17 protein-coding genes are annotated in these 17,264 nt (G+C 67.1%); 9 read left to right on the top strand and 8 right to left on the bottom strand.

Going from position 1 to position 17,264, the window contains the following annotated elements:
• The 3 genes from JOF42_RS05525 to JOF42_RS05535 form a co-directional block, all read right to left on the bottom strand.
• Entirely contained in the window at nucleotides 1-1,116 is a 1,116-nt protein-coding gene (locus JOF42_RS05525; RefSeq protein WP_210096951.1) for a Gfo/Idh/MocA family protein, read from the bottom strand.
• Nucleotides 1,113-2,261, bottom strand: a complete 1,149-nt coding sequence (locus JOF42_RS18180; RefSeq protein WP_307803549.1) for a DUF1972 domain-containing protein — start codon at nucleotides 2,259-2,261, stop codon at nucleotides 1,113-1,115. The genes JOF42_RS05525 and JOF42_RS18180 overlap by 4 nt, the downstream gene beginning before the upstream one ends.
• A 98-nt stretch (nucleotides 2,262-2,359) precedes the next feature.
• Nucleotides 2,360-3,892, bottom strand: coding sequence for a sugar transferase (locus JOF42_RS05535; RefSeq protein ID WP_210096952.1), 1,533 nt, complete (start codon nucleotides 3,890-3,892; stop codon nucleotides 2,360-2,362).
• 352 nt (nucleotides 3,893-4,244) lie between these two features.
• On the opposite strand from JOF42_RS05535, the gene JOF42_RS05540 reads away from it, so the two are divergent.
• The 7 genes from JOF42_RS05540 to JOF42_RS05570 all read left to right on the top strand — a co-directional run bounded on the left by JOF42_RS05540 (nucleotide 4,245) and on the right by JOF42_RS05570 (nucleotide 9,744).
• A complete protein-coding gene (locus JOF42_RS05540) occupies nucleotides 4,245-5,375 on the top strand; it encodes a low temperature requirement protein A (RefSeq protein WP_210099088.1) in 1,131 nt (376 codons plus the stop codon).
• Between the two features lie 102 nt (nucleotides 5,376-5,477).
• Complete coding sequence (locus JOF42_RS05545) at nucleotides 5,478-6,458, top strand: intradiol ring-cleavage dioxygenase (RefSeq protein ID WP_210096953.1); 981 nt, start codon at nucleotides 5,478-5,480, stop codon at nucleotides 6,456-6,458.
• A gap of 24 nt (nucleotides 6,459-6,482) precedes the next feature.
• On the top strand, nucleotides 6,483-6,743 hold the full coding sequence (locus JOF42_RS05550; protein ID WP_210096954.1) for a twin-arginine translocase TatA/TatE family subunit: 261 nt from the start codon (nucleotides 6,483-6,485) through the stop codon (nucleotides 6,741-6,743).
• Nucleotides 6,744-6,746: 3 nt separating this feature from the next.
• Nucleotides 6,747-7,574: a twin-arginine translocase subunit TatC gene (tatC, locus tag JOF42_RS05555; protein ID WP_307803550.1), complete on the top strand. Its 828-nt coding sequence runs from the start codon at nucleotides 6,747-6,749 to the stop codon at nucleotides 7,572-7,574.
• Between the two features lie 2 nt (nucleotides 7,575-7,576).
• Complete coding sequence (locus JOF42_RS05560; protein ID WP_210096955.1) at nucleotides 7,577-7,999, top strand: Sec-independent protein translocase subunit TatA/TatB; 423 nt, start codon at nucleotides 7,577-7,579, stop codon at nucleotides 7,997-7,999.
• Between the two features lie 193 nt (nucleotides 8,000-8,192).
• Complete coding sequence (locus JOF42_RS05565) at nucleotides 8,193-8,477, top strand: hypothetical protein (RefSeq protein ID WP_210096956.1); 285 nt, start codon at nucleotides 8,193-8,195, stop codon at nucleotides 8,475-8,477.
• A gap of 148 nt (nucleotides 8,478-8,625) precedes the next feature.
• Entirely contained in the window at nucleotides 8,626-9,744 is a 1,119-nt protein-coding gene (locus tag JOF42_RS05570) for a fatty acid desaturase family protein (RefSeq protein WP_307803644.1), read from the top strand.
• 71 nt (nucleotides 9,745-9,815) lie between these two features.
• Here the strand turns inward: JOF42_RS05570 and JOF42_RS05575 are convergent, their stop codons facing one another.
• The 3 genes from JOF42_RS05575 to JOF42_RS05585 all read right to left on the bottom strand — a co-directional run bounded on the left by JOF42_RS05575 (nucleotide 9,816) and on the right by JOF42_RS05585 (nucleotide 13,116).
• On the bottom strand, nucleotides 9,816-10,646 hold the full coding sequence (locus JOF42_RS05575; RefSeq protein ID WP_210096958.1) for an ABC transporter permease: 831 nt from the start codon (nucleotides 10,644-10,646) through the stop codon (nucleotides 9,816-9,818).
• Nucleotides 10,643-11,545 carry an ABC transporter ATP-binding protein gene (locus tag JOF42_RS05580; RefSeq protein ID WP_210096959.1) on the bottom strand — a complete coding sequence of 301 codons (903 nt, stop codon included), beginning with the start codon at nucleotides 11,543-11,545 and terminating at the stop codon, nucleotides 10,643-10,645. The genes JOF42_RS05575 and JOF42_RS05580 overlap by 4 nt, the downstream gene beginning before the upstream one ends.
• A gap of 143 nt (nucleotides 11,546-11,688) precedes the next feature.
• On the bottom strand, nucleotides 11,689-13,116 hold the full coding sequence (locus JOF42_RS05585) for a cell division initiation protein (protein WP_210096960.1): 1,428 nt from the start codon (nucleotides 13,114-13,116) through the stop codon (nucleotides 11,689-11,691).
• 345 nt (nucleotides 13,117-13,461) lie between these two features.
• Between JOF42_RS05585 and JOF42_RS05590 the strand changes: the two genes are divergently transcribed.
• A complete protein-coding gene (locus tag JOF42_RS05590; protein ID WP_210096961.1) occupies nucleotides 13,462-14,889 on the top strand; it encodes a hypothetical protein in 1,428 nt (475 codons plus the stop codon).
• A gap of 75 nt (nucleotides 14,890-14,964) precedes the next feature.
• On the opposite strand, the gene JOF42_RS05595 is transcribed toward JOF42_RS05590, so the two are convergent.
• A complete protein-coding gene (locus tag JOF42_RS05595; RefSeq protein WP_210096962.1) occupies nucleotides 14,965-15,468 on the bottom strand; it encodes a hypothetical protein in 504 nt (167 codons plus the stop codon).
• A 73-nt stretch (nucleotides 15,469-15,541) separates the two neighbouring features.
• Here JOF42_RS05595 and JOF42_RS05600 point away from each other — a divergent pair, with 73 nt between their 5' ends.
• Nucleotides 15,542-16,276: a DUF2071 domain-containing protein gene (locus tag JOF42_RS05600; RefSeq protein ID WP_210096963.1), complete on the top strand. Its 735-nt coding sequence runs from the start codon at nucleotides 15,542-15,544 to the stop codon at nucleotides 16,274-16,276.
• Here the strand turns inward: JOF42_RS05600 and JOF42_RS05605 are convergent.
• A complete protein-coding gene (locus tag JOF42_RS05605; RefSeq protein WP_210096964.1) occupies nucleotides 16,257-17,177 on the bottom strand; it encodes an AEC family transporter in 921 nt (306 codons plus the stop codon). The two genes, JOF42_RS05600 and JOF42_RS05605, sit on opposite strands and share 20 nt — an antisense overlap.
• Nucleotides 17,178-17,264 lie beyond the last annotated feature (87 nt).

The raw sequence follows: 17,264 nt of genomic DNA on the forward strand, positions 1-17,264 counted from the left end.
TCATTTCCCTCCACGCAGAGCGCTCAGCGCTGCCGCGATACGCCCCTTCGGTGCCGTCTGCACGGCGAGATCGGATGCTGCCTCCGCGGTGAGTCGCGAGTCCTCGCGCACCGCATCCTCGCTGATCATCGAGATCACCCTGTCGGTGACCGCGGCCGATGCGAAGTCGTTGGTTCCGGCGGATGCGCCGGCCTGGGCGCGCTGCACGAAGGAGTCCAGCTGTGCGCTGTACTCCTCGCCGCGCAGGTAGAACCAGGGCGCCTCGGTGAGATCCGTCGTGTAGCGGACGTTCCAGCCGACGCGGTAGCCCTCGGGAATCGTGGCGGTGTCGCGCAGGTAGACGTGGATCTCCTGACGGTCGGCGTAGATCCGGCCGTTGGTGCCCCACAGGGTGATCTTGGTCGTCATCTTGCGCTGCGACTCGTCCGACCAGTTCGAGATGATCTGAGCGGTGCCGTCGGGGTAGTGCAGGGTGCTCGCCACGGCGTCATCGATCTGCGCCGAGAAGATGCTGGTCAGCTGGCTGCCGCTGACCGACTCCGGCGTGCCGAGGTACCAGGTGAGGAGGTTGAGCGGGTGGGCCGCGTAGTCGTAGAGGCAGCCTCCACCGGTGGCGCGCTCGCTGCGCCAGGTGCGACCGGCCGGCTTGAGCACGACGGGTCCGTAGGCCTCGGCGAGAGCGGTGTTGACCGTGCCGATCGCATCGAGGTCGAGCAGGCGCTTGACTTCGAGGAAGGCTCCGACGAAGCGGTTGTGGTAGCCGACCTGGGTGACGAGACCCTTCTGCTCGGCCAGCGCCGTGAGCTCGATGCTGTCGGCCGGGTCGATCACGAGCGGCTTCTCGCAGAACACGTGGATGCCGCGCTGCAGCGCATTGCGGATCATCCCCGCATGCAGGTGCGTCGGCGTCGCGATGATGATCGCCTGCGGGCGGGCCTCATCGAGCATCTTGTCGAGGTCCTTGTAGGTGGTGACCCCGGTGTACTTCGCCAGGATGTCGAGCAGGTACCCCGTGGCGTCGCACACCCCCACGAGATTGACGTCGGGGTGCGCCTTGATCATCGACAGATGAGAGAGCCCCATCTTCCCGAGTCCGACCACTGCGACATCGATCATGCGTTTACCCCTGTCTGCTGCTGTGCGTGCCCTCGCCGCGCGAGCGCGGTGCGGAGGGCCTGTTCGTACTCGGCGCCGATCTTGGCCCACGTGAACTCCGCGCGGAACCGTTCGCGGCTGGCGGCGCCCATGCGCCGCCTCCTGCCCTCATCGGAGAGCACATCGTCGAGCAGACCGGCGAGATCGTCGGCTCCGGTGAAGTAGGCGTTGTCGGGTCCTGCGACCCAGGTGTTGTACGGGTTGTCATGGGCGATCACGGCGTTGCCCGCGCCCATCGCCTCGACGAGCGACGGGTTGGTGCCGCCGACCGTGTGCCCGTGCAGGTAGAGGGCGGAGTGGAACCGGAGCGACTGGATGCGCTCGGGCTCGAAGATCGACCCGGGGAACAGCACCTCATCGGATGCCGCGGCGCGCACCGCCACGTGATACGGGTCGTCGTCACCGTAGGGACCGACGACCACCAGCGGCATGCCTCGTTCGGCAGCCGACCATGCCTGGACGATCTCGAGCACCGAGTTCTCGGGGATCGGGCGGCAGACGATCATCGCGTAGTCGTCGGGTGTCAGCCCGAGCTCTTCGACCGGCCCCGTCGGGGCATCGAGCACCTCGGGTGCCCCATAGGTGATGGTCTGCACGCGCCGCTTGCCGAAATGCCGGCGCAGGTAGGTGGCGATCACGGGGTGATCGGCGATCAGCACGTCGCCGACCAGCCCGGCGAGGCGTTCGTTCGCCAGCAGGATGCCCTGCTTGACGACGCCCCAGCGCTTGCGGGTCCACTCCATGCCGTCCATGTTGATGACGTTCGGGATCCGGCGGAGCCGCGGGATGATGTCGAAAACGCCGGTGTTGTAGCCGAACGTGAGCCACACGTCTCCGTCGACGTGCTCGCGCATCGCGTGACGGATCGAGGTCAGGTCGAACGACGACGTGCCCTTCCAGCCTTCGCGGGGCTCGTGCACGAGCACGCGCTGAAGGCCGTTCCAGTCGTCGACGGTCGTCGGCCCCTCCCCGGGGATCTGACAGTAGACGATGACGTTCCAGCCCTGATCGCGCAGGTACAGACCGACATGCTCAGCGGCTGTCTCGAAGCCGCCGTACGCGGCCGGAACACCATGGGTGCCAAGGATCCGGACGGTTGATGGCACGTTGATTTCCCCCTCATTTCGGATGCTCCCGCATCCATCTCACTGCATCACGGTCCTGCATCCGCCTCCCCGGCGGACCGAACCACAGCGTTCTGTGACTAGTATGCCCCGCTGGGCTGCACCATGACCTTGGCAGTTCGCCACATGATCTGCAGGTCGTTCATCACGGACCAGTTCTCGACGTACCGCAGGTCGAGGCGGACGCTCTCATCCCACGAGAGGTCGCTGCGACCGGAGACCTGCCAGAGACCGGTGATACCGGGCTTGATGTACAGGCGACGGAAGACCGTGCCGTCGTACGCCGTGACCTCGGAGGGCAGCGGCGGACGCGGGCCGACGACGCTCATGTCGCCGATCAGGACGTTCCAGAACTGCGGCAGCTCGTCGAGCGACAGCTTGCGCAGGATCCGACCCACGCGGGTGACGCGGGGGTCGTCCTTCATCTTGAACAGCAGACCTGCTCCCTGATTCTGCTCCTTGAGCGCGGCGAGCTGCTGCTCGGCGTCGGTCTTCATCGAGCGGAACTTCATGATCTTGAAGGTGCGGCCGTCGCGGCCCACGCGCTCCTGCGAGAAGAAGAGCGGCCCGGGAGAGTCGAGCTTGACGAGCAGTGCGAGGATCGGCGTGATCAGGGCGATCGGGATGAGCGCGACCGATGCGACGGCGATGTCGAGTGCGCGCTTGAGCACGTGCTGGCCGCCCTCGTACGACGGGATCTGCACCTGGATCAGCGGCAGCCCCTCGACCGGCGCGAAGGAGATGCGAGGGCCGGCGACATCGGTGAGGCGGCTGGAGAGCACGAGCTCCGCGGCGGTGCCCTCGAGCTGCCAGCTCAGGTGCTTCACGAAGTCGGGGTCGCCGTCAGGGCGGCTCGCGACGATGATCGTGTCGGCACCCAGCTCGGCGGCGACGGTGGAGACGGAGTTGACGTTGCCCAGGACGGGGAAGTGCGCGCCGCCTGCCTCGACATCGCGGGCGTTGCCGTCGAGGAGCGTCGCGCCGACCACCTGGTAGCCGGAAGCGCCGATCGGGTGCAGAGTGCGGATGACGTACTCGACGTCGTCTCTGTTGCCGACGACGAGCGTGCGCGAGGCGAAACGCCCGCGCGCACGCTGCGCCGTCAGCCAGTGCCGCCACGCCCAACGCGTGACGAGCAGTGTGAGAACACCGAGCGGCAGGCCGACGAGCAGCACCAGCTGCATCGTCTGCCAACCGAGCAGCACGCTGAGCATGGCGATGATCCCGAACGCCAGGCCGCTGGCGTGAGCCACTCCGCGGTACTCGGTGGCACTGGCACGGAACAGCGCTGCATCACGGGTGTGCAGGGCGCTGAGCATCAGATACCAGAGCGTGGCCAGCAGAATTCCGTTACGCAGGGCCTCTTCCCCTGCGATACCGGTCATCACCTGGACCGCTGCTGTGATTCCGACTGCGAACAGGATGACCCCAGCATCCGTGATGCGCAGTCGCATCCGATAACGCCGCTCCCACTGACGGCGTCGCTCCAGCGTTGCGGACACGCGCGGTGTGACCACCGTATGCGTGACCGACTTGGCGGCTCGCGGTGCGGCGATCGGCGTGAAGACCGAACCCGTGCGAGTGATGCTCAACGCATCCTCGACGGAAGTCATGCCGAGGCCTCGTGAGCCGTGAATGTACGCAGAATTCCCCAGTGCGCCATGATTTCCCCAGATTTTCCCCAGACCACGGACCCCACGTCCATGGCATCGTCTGCATCCCGACCCCTCGGGTCCTGCTGCGTTTCGTGATCCCACATCACGAGTCGCGGTCACCGTCCCACACGGTGGTGCTGGCAGCAGGCACTGCAGACTTCGTTCACTCTAGCGGAACCGAACGTTCAGGGGAAGATAATTCACGCGAGTGGACGAACCGATATTCCGATACGCGCGCTGAAGCCCGTGATCGCGGCGATATTCTGACCGCGTGACCACCACCACACCACCGCGCTTCCGCCTGGCTCGCATGCTGCCGAGAGACCCCGCGCAGCCGCACCGCGCGGCCAGCACGCTCGAGCTCTTCTTCGATCTGGTCTTCGTCGTGGCGGTGAGCATCGCCTCGGCGCAGCTGCACCATGCCCTGAGCCACGGCGAGTTCGTGCACGGCATCACCTCCTACGCGATGGTCTTCTTCGCTCTGTGGTGGGCCTGGATGAACTTCACCTGGTTCGCCACCTCGTTCGACACCGACGACTGGCTGTACCGCGTCACCACGATCGTGCAGATGGGTGGCGTCCTCGTCTTCGCGTCCGGCATCCCCGCGGCATTCGAGTACGGCGACTTCACGGTGCCGGTCGTCGGCTACATCGTCATGCGCGTCGCGATGGTCGCTCAGTGGCTCCGCGCCTCACGTGGGGCGGGAGAGCTGCGCTCCGCGACCCGTCGCTACGCCTTCGGGATCGCCGCCGTGCAGGTGCTGTGGGTGCTGTTCCTGCTCATCCCCTCGGGTCCTGCGCAACTCGTCGCCTTCGTGGTCTTCGCGCTGATCGAGGTCAGTGTGCCGGTGTTCGCCGAGTACCGGAAGCAGACGCCGTGGCATCCGCACCACATCACCGAGAGGTACGGGCTCTTCACGCTGATCGTCCTGGGCGAGAGTCTCCTCGCCTCGGCGAACGCGATCATCGACGCCGGTCACGAGCTGGAGTCCTTCGTACCGCTCATCTCGATCTCGGTGCTCACCCTCGTCGTGACCGCCTCCCTGTGGTGGATCTACTTCTGGCCGCCGCATCACCGGGCGATCACCACGTTCGGCCGCTCGCTCCGCTACGGCTACACCCATTACGTGGTGTTCGCGGCGGCGGCGGCGTTCTCGGCCGGCATCGAGGTCGAGCTCGACGTCCTCACCGGTGAGAGCCACCTCTCGAACGCGATCGCGTCGTACACGGTCACGATCCCGATCGCGATCTTCCTGCTCGGGATCTGGTGGATCGCGATCCGCGAGAACGCCGACCGCGTCGTGAACACCGTCATCCCGATCGGTGCCGCCGTGGTGCTCCTCGACCCGATCCTGCCGATCCCGGTGGCCGTCACCGCGCTCGTCCTGGCCGCGATCGTGGCCGTCCTGGTCCTGCATCCCCCGGTGGACAAGAGGTCATAGCTTTCGCATAGGCGAGGCATAGCTCGCTGATCGGCTCCTCCGTGACCATGGGTACATCGACGCCACCGTCGACACCCCGCACGCATCGAGAGGAGCACGATCATGAGCCGCATCCCCGAACCCGTCCAGACCCCTGAGGGCCCCACCTACGAAGGTCGTCTGCTCGACCGCGCAGATGAGGAGGTCGTCGATCAGGGCGCAGCCTTCGACATCCGCACCCTGGTGACCCGACGAGGCGTGCTGGGTCTCGCAGGGCTCGGTGTGGGCGCCGTCGTCCTGGCGGCCTGCGCGCCGGCCGCGACGGGCACATCGAGCACCGGCAGCGCCGAACCGACCGCGACGACGGACACCGGCAGCTCGTCCGGCACGGCGACGGCCGCGGGGGAGATACCCGACGAGACCGCGGGGCCCTACCCGGGAGACGGATCCAATGGCCCCGACGTGCTCGAGGAGTCGGGCATCGTGCGTCAGGACATCACCACGTCGATCGACGGCTCGGCCACTGCCGACGGCATCCCGCTCACGTTCGAGTTCGAGGTGCTCGACATGGCGAACGGAGGCGTTCCTTTCGAGGGCGTGGCCGTCTATGCCTGGCACTGCACCGCCCAGGGCGAGTACTCCATGTACTCCTCCGGCCTCGAGGACGTCACGTACCTGCGCGGAGTGCAGGTGGCGGATGCCGAGGGCAAAGTCTCGTTCTCCTCGGTCTTCCCGGGGTGCTACTCAGGACGCTGGCCGCACATCCACTTCGAGGTGTACCCCGACGTCGACTCGATCACCGACTCGGCGAACGCGATCGCCACTTCGCAGATGGCGCTCCCCGAAGACGCCTGCTCGGCGGTCTACGCGGACTCGCGCTACGACGGCTCGTCGCAGAACCTGTCGCAGACAAGCCTCGCCGGAGACAACGTCTTCGGCGACGACTCCGCGGCCCTGCAGCTGCCCACCATCACGGGCGACGTGACCGGCGGCTACACGGCCACCCTCGTGGTCGGCGTCGACACGACGACCACTCCCTCCGCAGGCTCCGCCCCCTCGGGCGGCGACGGCGGCCCCGGCGGCGGCCAGGCGCCGTCCAACTGACGCTCTCACGAAAGGAGAGAAGACATGCTTCAGAACCTCACAGGGTGGCACGCCCTGATCATCCTCGCGATCGTCGTCCTCATCTTCGGCGCCGCCAAGCTCCCCGCCCTCGCCAAGAGCGTGGGGCAGTCCATGCGCATCCTCAAGACCGAGGTGTCCGAACCTGCGACCGACACCGCACCCGAAACCGCGCCGCGGCCGGTGACGCCACGGGGCGCCCGTGCATACGTCGACGCGGTCGCCGCGGACGACCTCGCTCGTCCTGTCGCGCGCGCCGCGGAGTAGACCGTGACCGTGCTCGCACCTGACGTGGTCGGGGACTCCGCCTCGACCACGCGGGCCGGCACCTCGACCGGGATGCCGCTGTCCTCGCACCTGCGCGAGGCGCGCACCCGCTCCCTCCGCGCGGTGGCGGCGCTCCTGATCGGAGTGGCTGTCGGCTATCTCCTGTCCGACCAGGTCATGGAGATCGTGAGGGCGCCGATCACGGCTCTCGCCGAATCTCGCGACGCGAGCCTGAACTACGACAGCATCACCGGAGCCTTCGATCTCAAGCTCAAGATCGCGCTCTTCGGCGGCATCGCGCTGTCGAGCCCTGTCTGGATGTACGAGCTGTTCGCCTTCCTCGCCCCCGGACTGAACCGGCGGGAGAAGAAGTACACATTCGGGTTCCTCGCGGCGTCCGTCCCGCTCTTCGCGAGCGGGTGCGTCGCGGGCTTCCTGCTGTTCCCGCACATGGTGGAGATGCTCGCCGGCTTCGCCTCGACGGAGGACAGCACCCTCCTCCAGGCCTCGTATTACGTGGACTTCATCCTCAAGATCGTTCTCGCCACCGGTGTCGCCTTCGTGCTCCCCGTGTTCCTCGTGATGCTGAATCTGCTCGGCATCCTGCCGGCGCGGTCGATCGCGCGCAGCTGGCGGATCGTCGTCGTCGCGATCGTCCTCTTCAGTGCGATCGTGACACCGGCCGCCGACGTGCTGTCGATGTTCCTCATCGCGGTGCCGATGACTGCGCTGTTCCTCGTGGCGCTGGTCATCGCCTGGCTCCACGATCGGGCGGCGAGCCGCCGCCTCTCCGCGATCTCCGCGGACATCTCCCGAGCGACGGAGGAGTGACGATGTTCGGACTCACGATCGAGAAGCTCTTCGTCGTCGCACTGCTCGCCGCGGTCATCATCGGTCCTCGGCGCCTGCCGGAGTACGCGGGGAGGCTGGGCGCACTGATCCGTCGACTCACCGTGCTGGCCGGAGACGCCGCGCGTCGCGCGGAGCAGGAGACCGGCGTGGCGGCCATCCGAGAGGACTGGACCGCGCTGGACCCCCGACAGTACGACCCTCGGCGCATCATCCGCGAAGCGTGGGCCGCATCCGACGCGGAGGGTTCGACGGACGAGGCTGCCTCTTCATCGGCCGAGGTGCCGGTGCCTGCGATGAGCCCTCCGGATGCGCCGGAGAGCGAGTCCTCCGCGCCCGCCGGATCCTGGGTCATGGCCGGATCGTCGGGGCATCCCCGTCGCGTGTGGGTGCCCGAGGAGAACTGAACCGCGTTCGGAAGACGTCGATCTGTTAGACTGATGGAGCAACGTGTGTTCTGGCCCCCCTCTAGGCCACCACGGAGCCACTGATCAGGGCCATCACGGACCAAGCGCATCGATGCGCGCGGCATCCGCCCTCGATCTCATCATCTTGCGGGTCGCGACAGCGCGTGCCCGTCACACAGCAATGAGTATGACCATGAGCATGACCACTTTTCCTCCGTCCGATCCGTTGACCTGGAAACAGGCCGACACCGACGTGCACGTCGCGACCCGCGCCGGCGAATTCGCCGGTTTCGTCGAGTTCGACGGCACCACCCACCTCGCCCGCGATCAGCGGGGCACGGAGCTCGGCTCGTTCGAGTCCCTCGACGATGCCCGCGACGCCCTCGAGGGCGCGAACACGCCGGAACGGCGCCCGTCGGCGTTCTCGCGGCGGCTGCGTCAGGTTCTGCGCCGCGGCCCGCATCGGGCGCGCGCCTGACCATCGCCTGTGACGTGCCACAGAGTCGTCACAGAGTCCGCGACGTATTCCCCACAGCGCATGTGCGGGGGGTTATGTTGAGGTAAGCGTTCGGCGATCTGCCTTGGGCTTTCCACAGCTCAAGGGCTCCGATCGACGGGAGAGCACCATCTCCATTTCACAGGTCGAAAAGACCGACGCAGTTCTCGGACCGGTACGTCAGACGTATTCGGGCAATGCAGAGATCCCCCCGATGACGCACGCCTACAAGCAGGTGTCGCAGGTCATCCGCGAGACCGGCCTGCTGCAGCGTGCCGGATGGTTCTACATCTTCGTGGCCGCCGGCCTCGCCGTGGCCCTCGGTGGAGTCATCACCGGCTTCATCCTTCTCGGTGACAGCTGGTTCCAGCTGCTGATGGCCGGCGCGCTGGGCATCATCCTCACCCAGGTGGCGTTCCTCGCCCATGAGGCCGCCCACCGCCAGATCCTCTCGACGGGCCCGGCGAACTTCCGCCTCGCCCGCATCCTCGCCGCAGGCGTGGTCGGCATCAGCTACTCCTGGTGGGACTCCAAGCACACCAAGCACCACGGGAACCCGAACCAGGTCGGCAAGGACCCCGACATCGAGGTCGACACGATCTCGTTCCTCGAGACGGATGCCGCGCAGTCGCGCGGCCTGGTCCGTCTCATCACGCGCAAGCAGGGATGGTTCTTCTTCCCGCTGCTCACGCTCGAGGGACTGAACCTGCACTACCTCGGCGTCAAGCACCTCGTGACCAGCAAGAAGGCCAAGGGTCGCTGGATCGAGCTCGGGCTCATCGCCCTCCGCTTCGCGATCGTGCTCGTCCCGGTCTTCCTGATGCTGCCGCTCGGCATGGCTTTCGCCTTCATGGGCGTCCAGCTCGCCGTCTTCGGCGTCTACATGGGCGCGTCGTTCGCCCCGAACCACAAGGGCATGCCGATCATCGACCCGAACGCCCGCCTCGACTTCTTCTCGAAGCAGGTGCGCACCTCGCGTAACATCCGCGGCGGATGGTGGGCCACCTGGCTCATGGGCGGACTCAACTACCAGGTCGAGCACCACCTGTTCCCGAACATGCCCCGCCCGCACCTCTCGAAGGCTCGCGAGGTCGTGCGCGACTACTGCGCAGCCAACAACGTGCCGTACACCGAGACCAGCCTCGGCCGGTCGTACGCGATCGTCATCCAGTACCTCAACCGCGTCGGTCTCGCCGCCGGTGCTGATCCGTTCGACTGCCCCGCAGCCGCACAGTTCGTCCGCGCGTAGACACCCGGCGCGAGTCATCGAAAGGCCCCCATCCTTCGGAATGGGGGCCTTTCGCGTTGCGAAGCGAGGTGTCAGTCGCGTCGGATCCAGCGGAAGGTCGCGCGGCTCAGGATGATCCCGGCCACGAGCCAGGCCGCGAGGGCGATGGCGACGAGTCCGAGCTCCCACCCGCCGTTCGGCTCCGCCGCCCCGAAGGAATCGGGGAGGATGGCGGAGCGCATGCCCTGGGCGATCCACTTGAGCGGGAACGCGGAGGCGACGTTCTGGAGCCATTCGGGCAGCGAGGAGAAGGCGATGTAGACGCCGGAGATGAACTGCAGCAGGAGCACGACCGGGATCACCACGGCTGAGGCGGTCTTGCCCGAGCGTGGCAGGGCCGACAGCGCGATCCCGAGCATCGTGCAGGTCAGGAGCCCCAGGACGAACACCCAGGCGAAGCGACCCCAGGCGTCGGCATCGGAGGGAAGTTCCACGCCGTAGAGGACGACCGCGACGATCAACAGCAGCGCGATCTGCAGGATGGCGGTGACGAAGACCTCTCCGATCTTGCCGATGAAGTACGTCACGGGCGAGATGGGCGTGCTGCCGAGACGCTTCAGCGTGCCGTCGCTCTTCTCGACCGCGATCTCGATCGACAGACCCTGCATCCCGGAGAGGAAGATCCCGCCGGCGACGAGGCCGGGAAGGTAATAGGTCGCCATGCTGATCTTGTCAGCACCCTCGCCGACGTCGCCGGTGAAGATCGTCGCGAAGATCAGATACATCAGGGTCGGGAAGAGGAACGTGAAGAAGACCTGGTCGCTCGCACGGAAGTACTGGCGCAGCTCGAAGCCGATGCGCCGGATGCCGAGGCGCACGGTCCGTGACGGGCCGAAGGCGACGGGTGTGCTCGCGGCGTTCATGCCGGCTCCTTCACATCGGCGCGCAGATCGTCGGTCGGATCCTCGTCGGCATCCGCGCTGTGCTCGCGGATGAGACCGAGGTAGATGTCCTCGAGCGTGGGCCGCACCACTTCGAGGCCGTCGGGCTCGCCTCCGGCCTCGTGGAGCGCCGACACGACCGCGCCCGGAGTCGTCGTGCGCCGCTCCTGGCGGACACCCTGCGAATCCAGCCAGCGCACCTTCGGCGTGCGGGCATCGGATCCACCGATCTCGTCGATCGGTCCGATCGCGACGATGACACCGTTCGTGATCACAGCGGCACGGTCGCCGAGCTGGGCCGCCTCATCGAGGTAGTGAGTGGTGAGCAGGATGGTGGTGCCCTCAGCCTTGAGCGTGCGGATGAGTCCCCAGAACTGGCGTCGAGCTTCCGGATCGAACCCCGTGGTCGGCTCGTCGAGGAAGAGCAGTTCGGGGCGACCGATGATCCCCAGTGCCACGTCGAGGCGGCGCTGCTGGCCGCCCGAGAGCTTGCCCGCCCTCGCTCGTTGCTTGGTCTCCAGGCCGACGGCGGCGATCACCTCATCGACGTCTCGAGGATTCGGGTAGTACCCCGCGAACTCGGTCAGCAGCTCGCGCACCGTGAAGTTGCCGGCCTCGCCCGTCGACTGCAGCACGATGCCGAGGCGCGCCTTCCACTCGAGGCCGCCGCGCTGCGGATCCACACCGAGAACCCGCACATCGCCGGACGTGCGATGCCGGTATCCCTCGAGGATCTCGATCGTCGTCGACTTGCCGGCGCCGTTGGGTCCGAGCAGCGCGAAGGTCTCACCCCGGCGGATGTCGAAACTGATGCCGTCGACGGCGGTGAACCCGCCGTAGTCCTTGCGCAGGTCCCGCACCGTGATCACGCTGTCTGTCATGAGTACAGCGTGCCCTGGGCGGGGCGTGAGCGGAAGCCGTGGAACGGCGAAGCGGTGCATCCACCGGGCGGCAGATGCACCGGAGACGGCTCGGGGCGCAGACGGATGATCCGCCTGCGCCCCGAGATGTCAGGAGAGGATGCTCAGCGCGATGCCTTCTCGTCGCTCTCGACGACCTCGATCGTGATCTTGCCGTCGATGGTCTCCGCGTCGTCGTCGAGAAGCTCGTCATCGAGTGCCTCGTCGCCGCGGAATCCCTCGTCGCCGTGGAACTCCTCAGCGGACTCGGTGACGTCGGACTCGTCGATCAGCTCGGCATCCACGGTGTCGAGCTCGGCGTCCTCGTCGGCATCCGCTGCCTTCGTGACGGCTCCGAGTGTCGACGCCTCGTCGCTGAAGATGCCGTCGGGGCGGATCAGCTCGCGCACCTCGGCCATGAAGCTGGCGAGCTGCTGCTGCTGCCACCGCAGCTGACGGGCGTGGTCCTCAGCGTCGCGGAGCACCGTGGAGGTGTGGCTCGTGACGGAGTCGACGATCTTCTGCGACTTCACCCGAGCGCGGTCGAGCGTGTCGCGGGCGCGCACCTGAGCATCCGCCTCGATGGTCTGCGCCTGCGAGCGCATCAGGCGCTCATAGTCGTCGGCCTTGCCGGAGATGCGCTGCGCGTGCTCGAGCGACGCCGCGACCTGCTCGTTGGCGTCGGTGGTGATGCGCTCGGCATGGGCGACGGCCTGGTTGTGCAGCACGAGGAACTCCTGCTGGGCGTCGTCCTGGCGACGGGTGAGCGTCTCTTCGAACTCGAGCACTCGAGCGTTCATCTCGCGCACCTCGCGCTCGGCGTCCGCGCGCAGCTGCGTGGTCTCCCGCGTGACGAGGGAGCGCAGCGCCGCAGCGCCCTTCTCGGCTTCGGTGCGGATCGCCGTGGCCTCCTGCGTGGCCTGGTGCACCTTCTCCGCGGCATGCGCGGCTTCGCGTTCGAGCGTCGCCTCGTGCGCGGTGTACTCGGTGTCGATCTTGAGACGCACCTGGTCGGCGTCGTGCTGAGCCTGGGCGATGATGCGCGTGACATCGGCATCCGCCTCGGCGCGCTGCGTGGTGACCTCTTCGCGAGCGGCGGCCATCAGCCGGTCGGCCTGCACCGCCGCGTTCTGGATCAGGACGTTCGCCTGCTCCTCGGCGACACGGAGGATGGCCTCGAACTGCTCGCGCGAGGGGGCCTCCTGGCCGTCGGCGCGGGGAGTGTCGACGAGCTCGTTCGTGAGCGTGGCGACCTGCTGCTCGGTCTCGGCGGCCTTGGCCTTGGCGGCGAGCAGCTCGGCCTCGAGCTCCTTGCGAGCGATGCGCTCCTCGTCGCGGAGAGCCTCGACCGCGTCCTCATGACGTGCCTCTGTCGCGGCGAGATCGGCCTTCGCCTGCTTCAGCTGATTGCGCAGGGTGCTGAGAGCCGAGTCGACCTCGGCCTTGTCGTAGCCGCGGAACGAGGCCGTGAAGCCGGACTGCTCACGCGGGTTCTCTTCGATCAGCTTGTCGAAGAAGTCGGGGGTGCGGTCGTTCTCGGGAGTTTCACTCATGGGTCAGCCTTTCCGGCGCAGGTCACAGGGACTGAGGACTGTGATGAGAAGTGGTGCCGCCGCTGCCCGCCCGAAAAGGGGGCCGGACGCGTCGTTGGCAATACCACAGCCTAGTTGCGCCGGCTGTGAGATGCACCCGGTTCGCTGTGTGCCTGGGCCTTCGCAGGGGTGGTATCGGGCGGTCGATTCGGGCCGGACGTATCGACGGAGGACATTCGATTGTCGCAATCGCGTAATGAAACATACCGATATGCATCTCTATCGTGGGGAGATGCGCACGGCCGGCGTGCGTTCGCTCATTCGCTATGGGGAGGTCATCGGATGAAAAACAGGAAGACACCGCTGATGCGGAGGGTCACGGCAGTCGCGATCGGTGCCATCGTGACGCTCGGGCTGTGGGGTGTGGCAGCGCCGGCGAGCGCGGACGTACCCGGGCAACCGGCGGTCGAGTTCACCGCCCCGCTGTGTGAGGGAATGACACTGGACGACCCCACGAACTCGACGGGCGTCGTGCAGAACCTCGCTTCCGTCTTCGGCGAGCGGCTCGTCGAGTACAACGCGGGCAACGTCGTTCCCCTGTACGACGTTTTCGGGGCGAATGAGCTCAACGGGTACCCCGCCGTCTGCGGCACGCGATACGTCGACGGCGTCGGCGCCGTCTCGGAGTGGATGTTCTGCACCGACTACTTCTCGCATGTGTGCAGCGGAGTGAACGAGAGCGGTGAGCTCGTCGACATCGACGGGACGCCGATCGAGGGGATGGATGCCCTCGACGCGCCCAACCCGAAGCTGACGGCCGAGCAGGAGAAGCTGATCGCATACCTGATCCAGCACGGACAAGAGACATATGCGGGCACCGGGTACTTCAACTTCAACAACGCCTCGAGTGCGGTCACCGATGCGACGTCCTGGGAGCGGGCTGCGCTCCAGGTCCTCGTCTGGTGCATCAGCGATCCCGTCGCCGCGGCGCCGACCGGGGCCGAGATCGATCGCGCGGCCACCTGCGAGACGAACATGAGCGCTGCTCGCCAGGCCGAGATACTGGCCGAGCTCCCCGATGACCCGACCCTGTCGATCGTCGGGCCCGCAGCTCCGCTCACTGTCGGAGAAACCGCCGAGTTCACGGTCACGACCGACGTCTTCACCTCGCCTCTCACGGTGTCGACGGCCGGCGTCGCAGGCACGCTGTCGGTGGTCAGCGGCCCCGGTGCGCTCAGCGGCACCGACCTGCGGGTGACGGGATCCGGAGATCCTGTGACGGTGGTGCTCGGTCTGACTGCGACTTCGGGCGGCTCAGTCGATCTCGCGGTGCGGGCCACGCCGGCGGCGACGACGCACATCGGATGGAATCAGAGCCCGGCGCTCGCCGCAGACGGCAAGCCGTGCCAGGTCTTCGCGACTTTCCACCTGGCTGACCAGGTCGTTCTCGACGGCGCGGCATCGGCGACCTTCGTCGCGGAGACGGACGGGGGCACCGATGGCGGCAACACGGGCGGCGGCGGCAACGCAGGCGGTGGCGGCAATGCGGGCGGCGGCGACGCGGGCGCCGGAGGAAATGCCGGTGGCGGTGACGCCGGTTCGGGCGGCAACACCGGCGCAGGCGAGACCGGCAACGGTTCCGGCGGAGCGGGCTCCACTCAGGACAGCCTGGCCTCCACCGGCGCGGAGCCCATCTCGCCGATCGTACTGATGGCCGCTCTCACGGCGATGCTCGGCGGAGCAACCATCGTTCTGCGTTCGCGTCGGCGTCAGGCGACCTTCGTCGAGGACTGAACGACGGGCGGACCCGTGAAGACTCGGGCGGTCGGTGCATCAGCGCCGACCGCCCGAGCATCTTCTCGACGCTGACTAGTGCAGGGTCCAGGATCCTGTGGTGGCGTCGCGACGGTGACGGACATCCTGTCCTGCATCCGCCACGATGCTCCGAGCGGTCGCCGCAGCGGCGACCCGCGAACGCAGCTCCGCCCAGAACTGAGTGGTCTTCGGTGCTCCGAGGTATTCGCGGAACCCCTCGACCTGAAGACGCGTGCCGTCTTCGGCCGCGATGAGGCGCATGACGGTGTCGTCGGGTTCGACGAAGCGGATGCCGTAGCCGCCGTCGGGCAACACGGTGAACTTCCGCGGCTGCTGCAGCACGATGCTGTCGACGATCTCGCGGGTCACGGCCTCGGGCGCGCGGAGCACGATGGTGGTCCCGAGCTCGTGGAGGGCCTCGTCGAGCCGGGATGCGCTGATTCGCCGGCTCTCGCGGTCTCCGGCGGAGCCGCTCGATCGGCGGACCCACCGGGGCAGGAAGATCGCCAGCACGATGACGGCGATGATCACCACGATGAAGAAGAGCGGACTGTCCACGGCTCCAACCTACGGGGGCGCTCATCGAGAGGAACTCATTGGAGTAATTTAGCTACAGTGCTAGATTCGGAACATGACGATCATCCGCGATGTCCGAGCGCAGCTCCGCAGACGACTCCTGATCAGCTACCGCGTCGACCCCGAGGTGGCCTCTTCACTGCTCCCTGAGGGGTTCCGCCCCCAGCTGGTCGGCGGATCCGCGCTCGCCGGGGTGTGCGTCCTCGGGCTGGAATCGATCAGGCCGAAATGGATGCCGCGCCGCTGGGGCCTTCGTTCCGAGAACGCCGCTCATCGGATCGCCGTCGAATGGGACGGCCCCGACGGCGTCGAGCGCGGGGTGTTCATCATCGGACGGCACAGCTCGGCGTGGCATCCGGTGCTCTTCGGTGGGCGACTGTTCCCCGGGGTCCATCGCAAGGCGCGATTCCGCATTCAGGAATCGGGCGACCGATACGCCGTCACGATGCAGGCGGGGGAGCACAGCCTCGACGCGGATGTCGAAGTGAGCGGTGACTGGTCGAGCGGGGTCTTCGAATCCCTCGATGCGGCATCGGACTTCTATCGTGCGGGTCGGATCGGGTGGTCACGGGGCCGGGACGGACGCAGTGTCGAACCCGTCGCACTCGAGACCGACGCTTGGAAGGTCGAGGCGGCGCACCTGCACCACCTCCGGTCGTCGTTCTTCGACGCCCTCCCTGAGGGATCCGCAGTCTTCGACAGCGTGGTCGTCATGCGCGACCTTCCGCTCGTCCTGTCGGACGCGGGCAGACGGCATGAGGCCGGGAGCCTCAGCCCAGCAGGACCATGATCAGGATCAGCACGGGAAGGCATCCGAGCGTGGTGAGGAACACGGTGTCGCGTGAGATCGTCTCGCCGATGTCGTAGCGCTGTGAGTAGTTGAACACGTTCTGCGCGGTCGGGAGAGCGGCGAGGATGACGACGATCAGCACCTCGGAAGGCGAGAGGCCGAAGACGAAATCGGCCACGACCCAGGCGACCACGGGCATCGCGATGAGCTTGAGCGTCGTCGCGAGGATGATGTCGCGGCGATGCCCCGGTGCCCCGAGGACTCGCTGGCCGTGCAGCGAGATGCCGTAGCTGATGAGCAGCACGGGCACCGCGGCGTCCGCGATCAGCTGCGCCGGCTGCATCACGATCGGCGGCAGGGTGATCCCCAGCACCGACACGAGCGTCCCCAGCAGGGAGGCGATGATGATCGGGTTCGTCGCGGTGCGCACGAGCGTCCTGCGCAGGGAGACGCGGTCGCTGGTGACCGCGTCGAGGATCGTCAGCGAGATCGGCGTGAACACCAGCAGCTGCATCAGCACGACGGGAGCGGGGTAGGCCGCGCTGCCCAGAAGGTACAGCGACAGCGGGATGCCGATGTTGTTCGAGTTGACCTGGCCCGCGGAGAGCGCGCCGATCAGCGTCTCACCGACGGAACGCTTCCACCACAGCCGGGCGACGAGCGCGTAGACGGCGATGATCGCGACCGCGGCGATCGCCGAGACCGGCAGAAGGGAGGAGAAGAGCATCTTCGCATCGGCGTGGGCGAGCACCGTGAACAGCAGGAAGGGGGAGAGCACGAAGAAGATCAGACGACCCAGCACATGCCGGGCGTGCGGGCCGAGCAGATCGATCCGCCCGAGCACGTAACCCAGGGCGATCGCGACACCCACGACGGCGAATCCGGTGAGCGTGTCGAGCATGATTCGAGCGTATACATTCGGTCGGATGTTTGCGGATCATGAGACTTTCCATACGTTTGTACTCATGAATCAATCGAATCGCCGCTC

It is taken from the genome of Microbacterium phyllosphaerae (assembly GCF_017876435.1).
Classification (GTDB): Bacteria; Actinomycetota; Actinomycetes; order Actinomycetales; family Microbacteriaceae; genus Microbacterium; species Microbacterium phyllosphaerae.

Bases quoted from the DNA above. Each gene is read 5' to 3' on its own strand.
- JOF42_RS05525 (WP_210096951.1), bottom strand. From the start codon at position 1,116: ATGATCGATGTCGCAGTGGTCGGACTCGGGAAGATGGGGCTCTCTCAT.
- JOF42_RS05535 (WP_210096952.1), bottom strand. From the start codon at position 3,892: ATGACTTCCGTCGAGGATGCGTTGAGCATCACTCGCACGGGTTCGGTC.
- JOF42_RS05540 (WP_210099088.1), top strand. From the start codon at position 4,245: ATGCTGCCGAGAGACCCCGCGCAGCCGCACCGCGCGGCCAGCACGCTC.
- JOF42_RS05545 (WP_210096953.1), top strand. From the start codon at position 5,478: ATGAGCCGCATCCCCGAACCCGTCCAGACCCCTGAGGGCCCCACCTAC.
- JOF42_RS05550 (WP_210096954.1), top strand. From the start codon at position 6,483: ATGCTTCAGAACCTCACAGGGTGGCACGCCCTGATCATCCTCGCGATC.
- JOF42_RS05560 (WP_210096955.1), top strand. From the start codon at position 7,577: ATGTTCGGACTCACGATCGAGAAGCTCTTCGTCGTCGCACTGCTCGCC.
- JOF42_RS05565 (WP_210096956.1), top strand. From the start codon at position 8,193: ATGAGCATGACCACTTTTCCTCCGTCCGATCCGTTGACCTGGAAACAG.
- JOF42_RS05575 (WP_210096958.1), bottom strand. From the start codon at position 10,646: ATGAACGCCGCGAGCACACCCGTCGCCTTCGGCCCGTCACGGACCGTG.
- JOF42_RS05580 (WP_210096959.1), bottom strand. From the start codon at position 11,545: ATGACAGACAGCGTGATCACGGTGCGGGACCTGCGCAAGGACTACGGC.
- JOF42_RS05585 (WP_210096960.1), bottom strand. From the start codon at position 13,116: ATGAGTGAAACTCCCGAGAACGACCGCACCCCCGACTTCTTCGACAAG.
- JOF42_RS05590 (WP_210096961.1), top strand. From the start codon at position 13,462: ATGCGGAGGGTCACGGCAGTCGCGATCGGTGCCATCGTGACGCTCGGG.
- JOF42_RS05600 (WP_210096963.1), top strand. From the start codon at position 15,542: ATGACGATCATCCGCGATGTCCGAGCGCAGCTCCGCAGACGACTCCTG.
- JOF42_RS05605 (WP_210096964.1), bottom strand. From the start codon at position 17,177: ATGCTCGACACGCTCACCGGATTCGCCGTCGTGGGTGTCGCGATCGCC.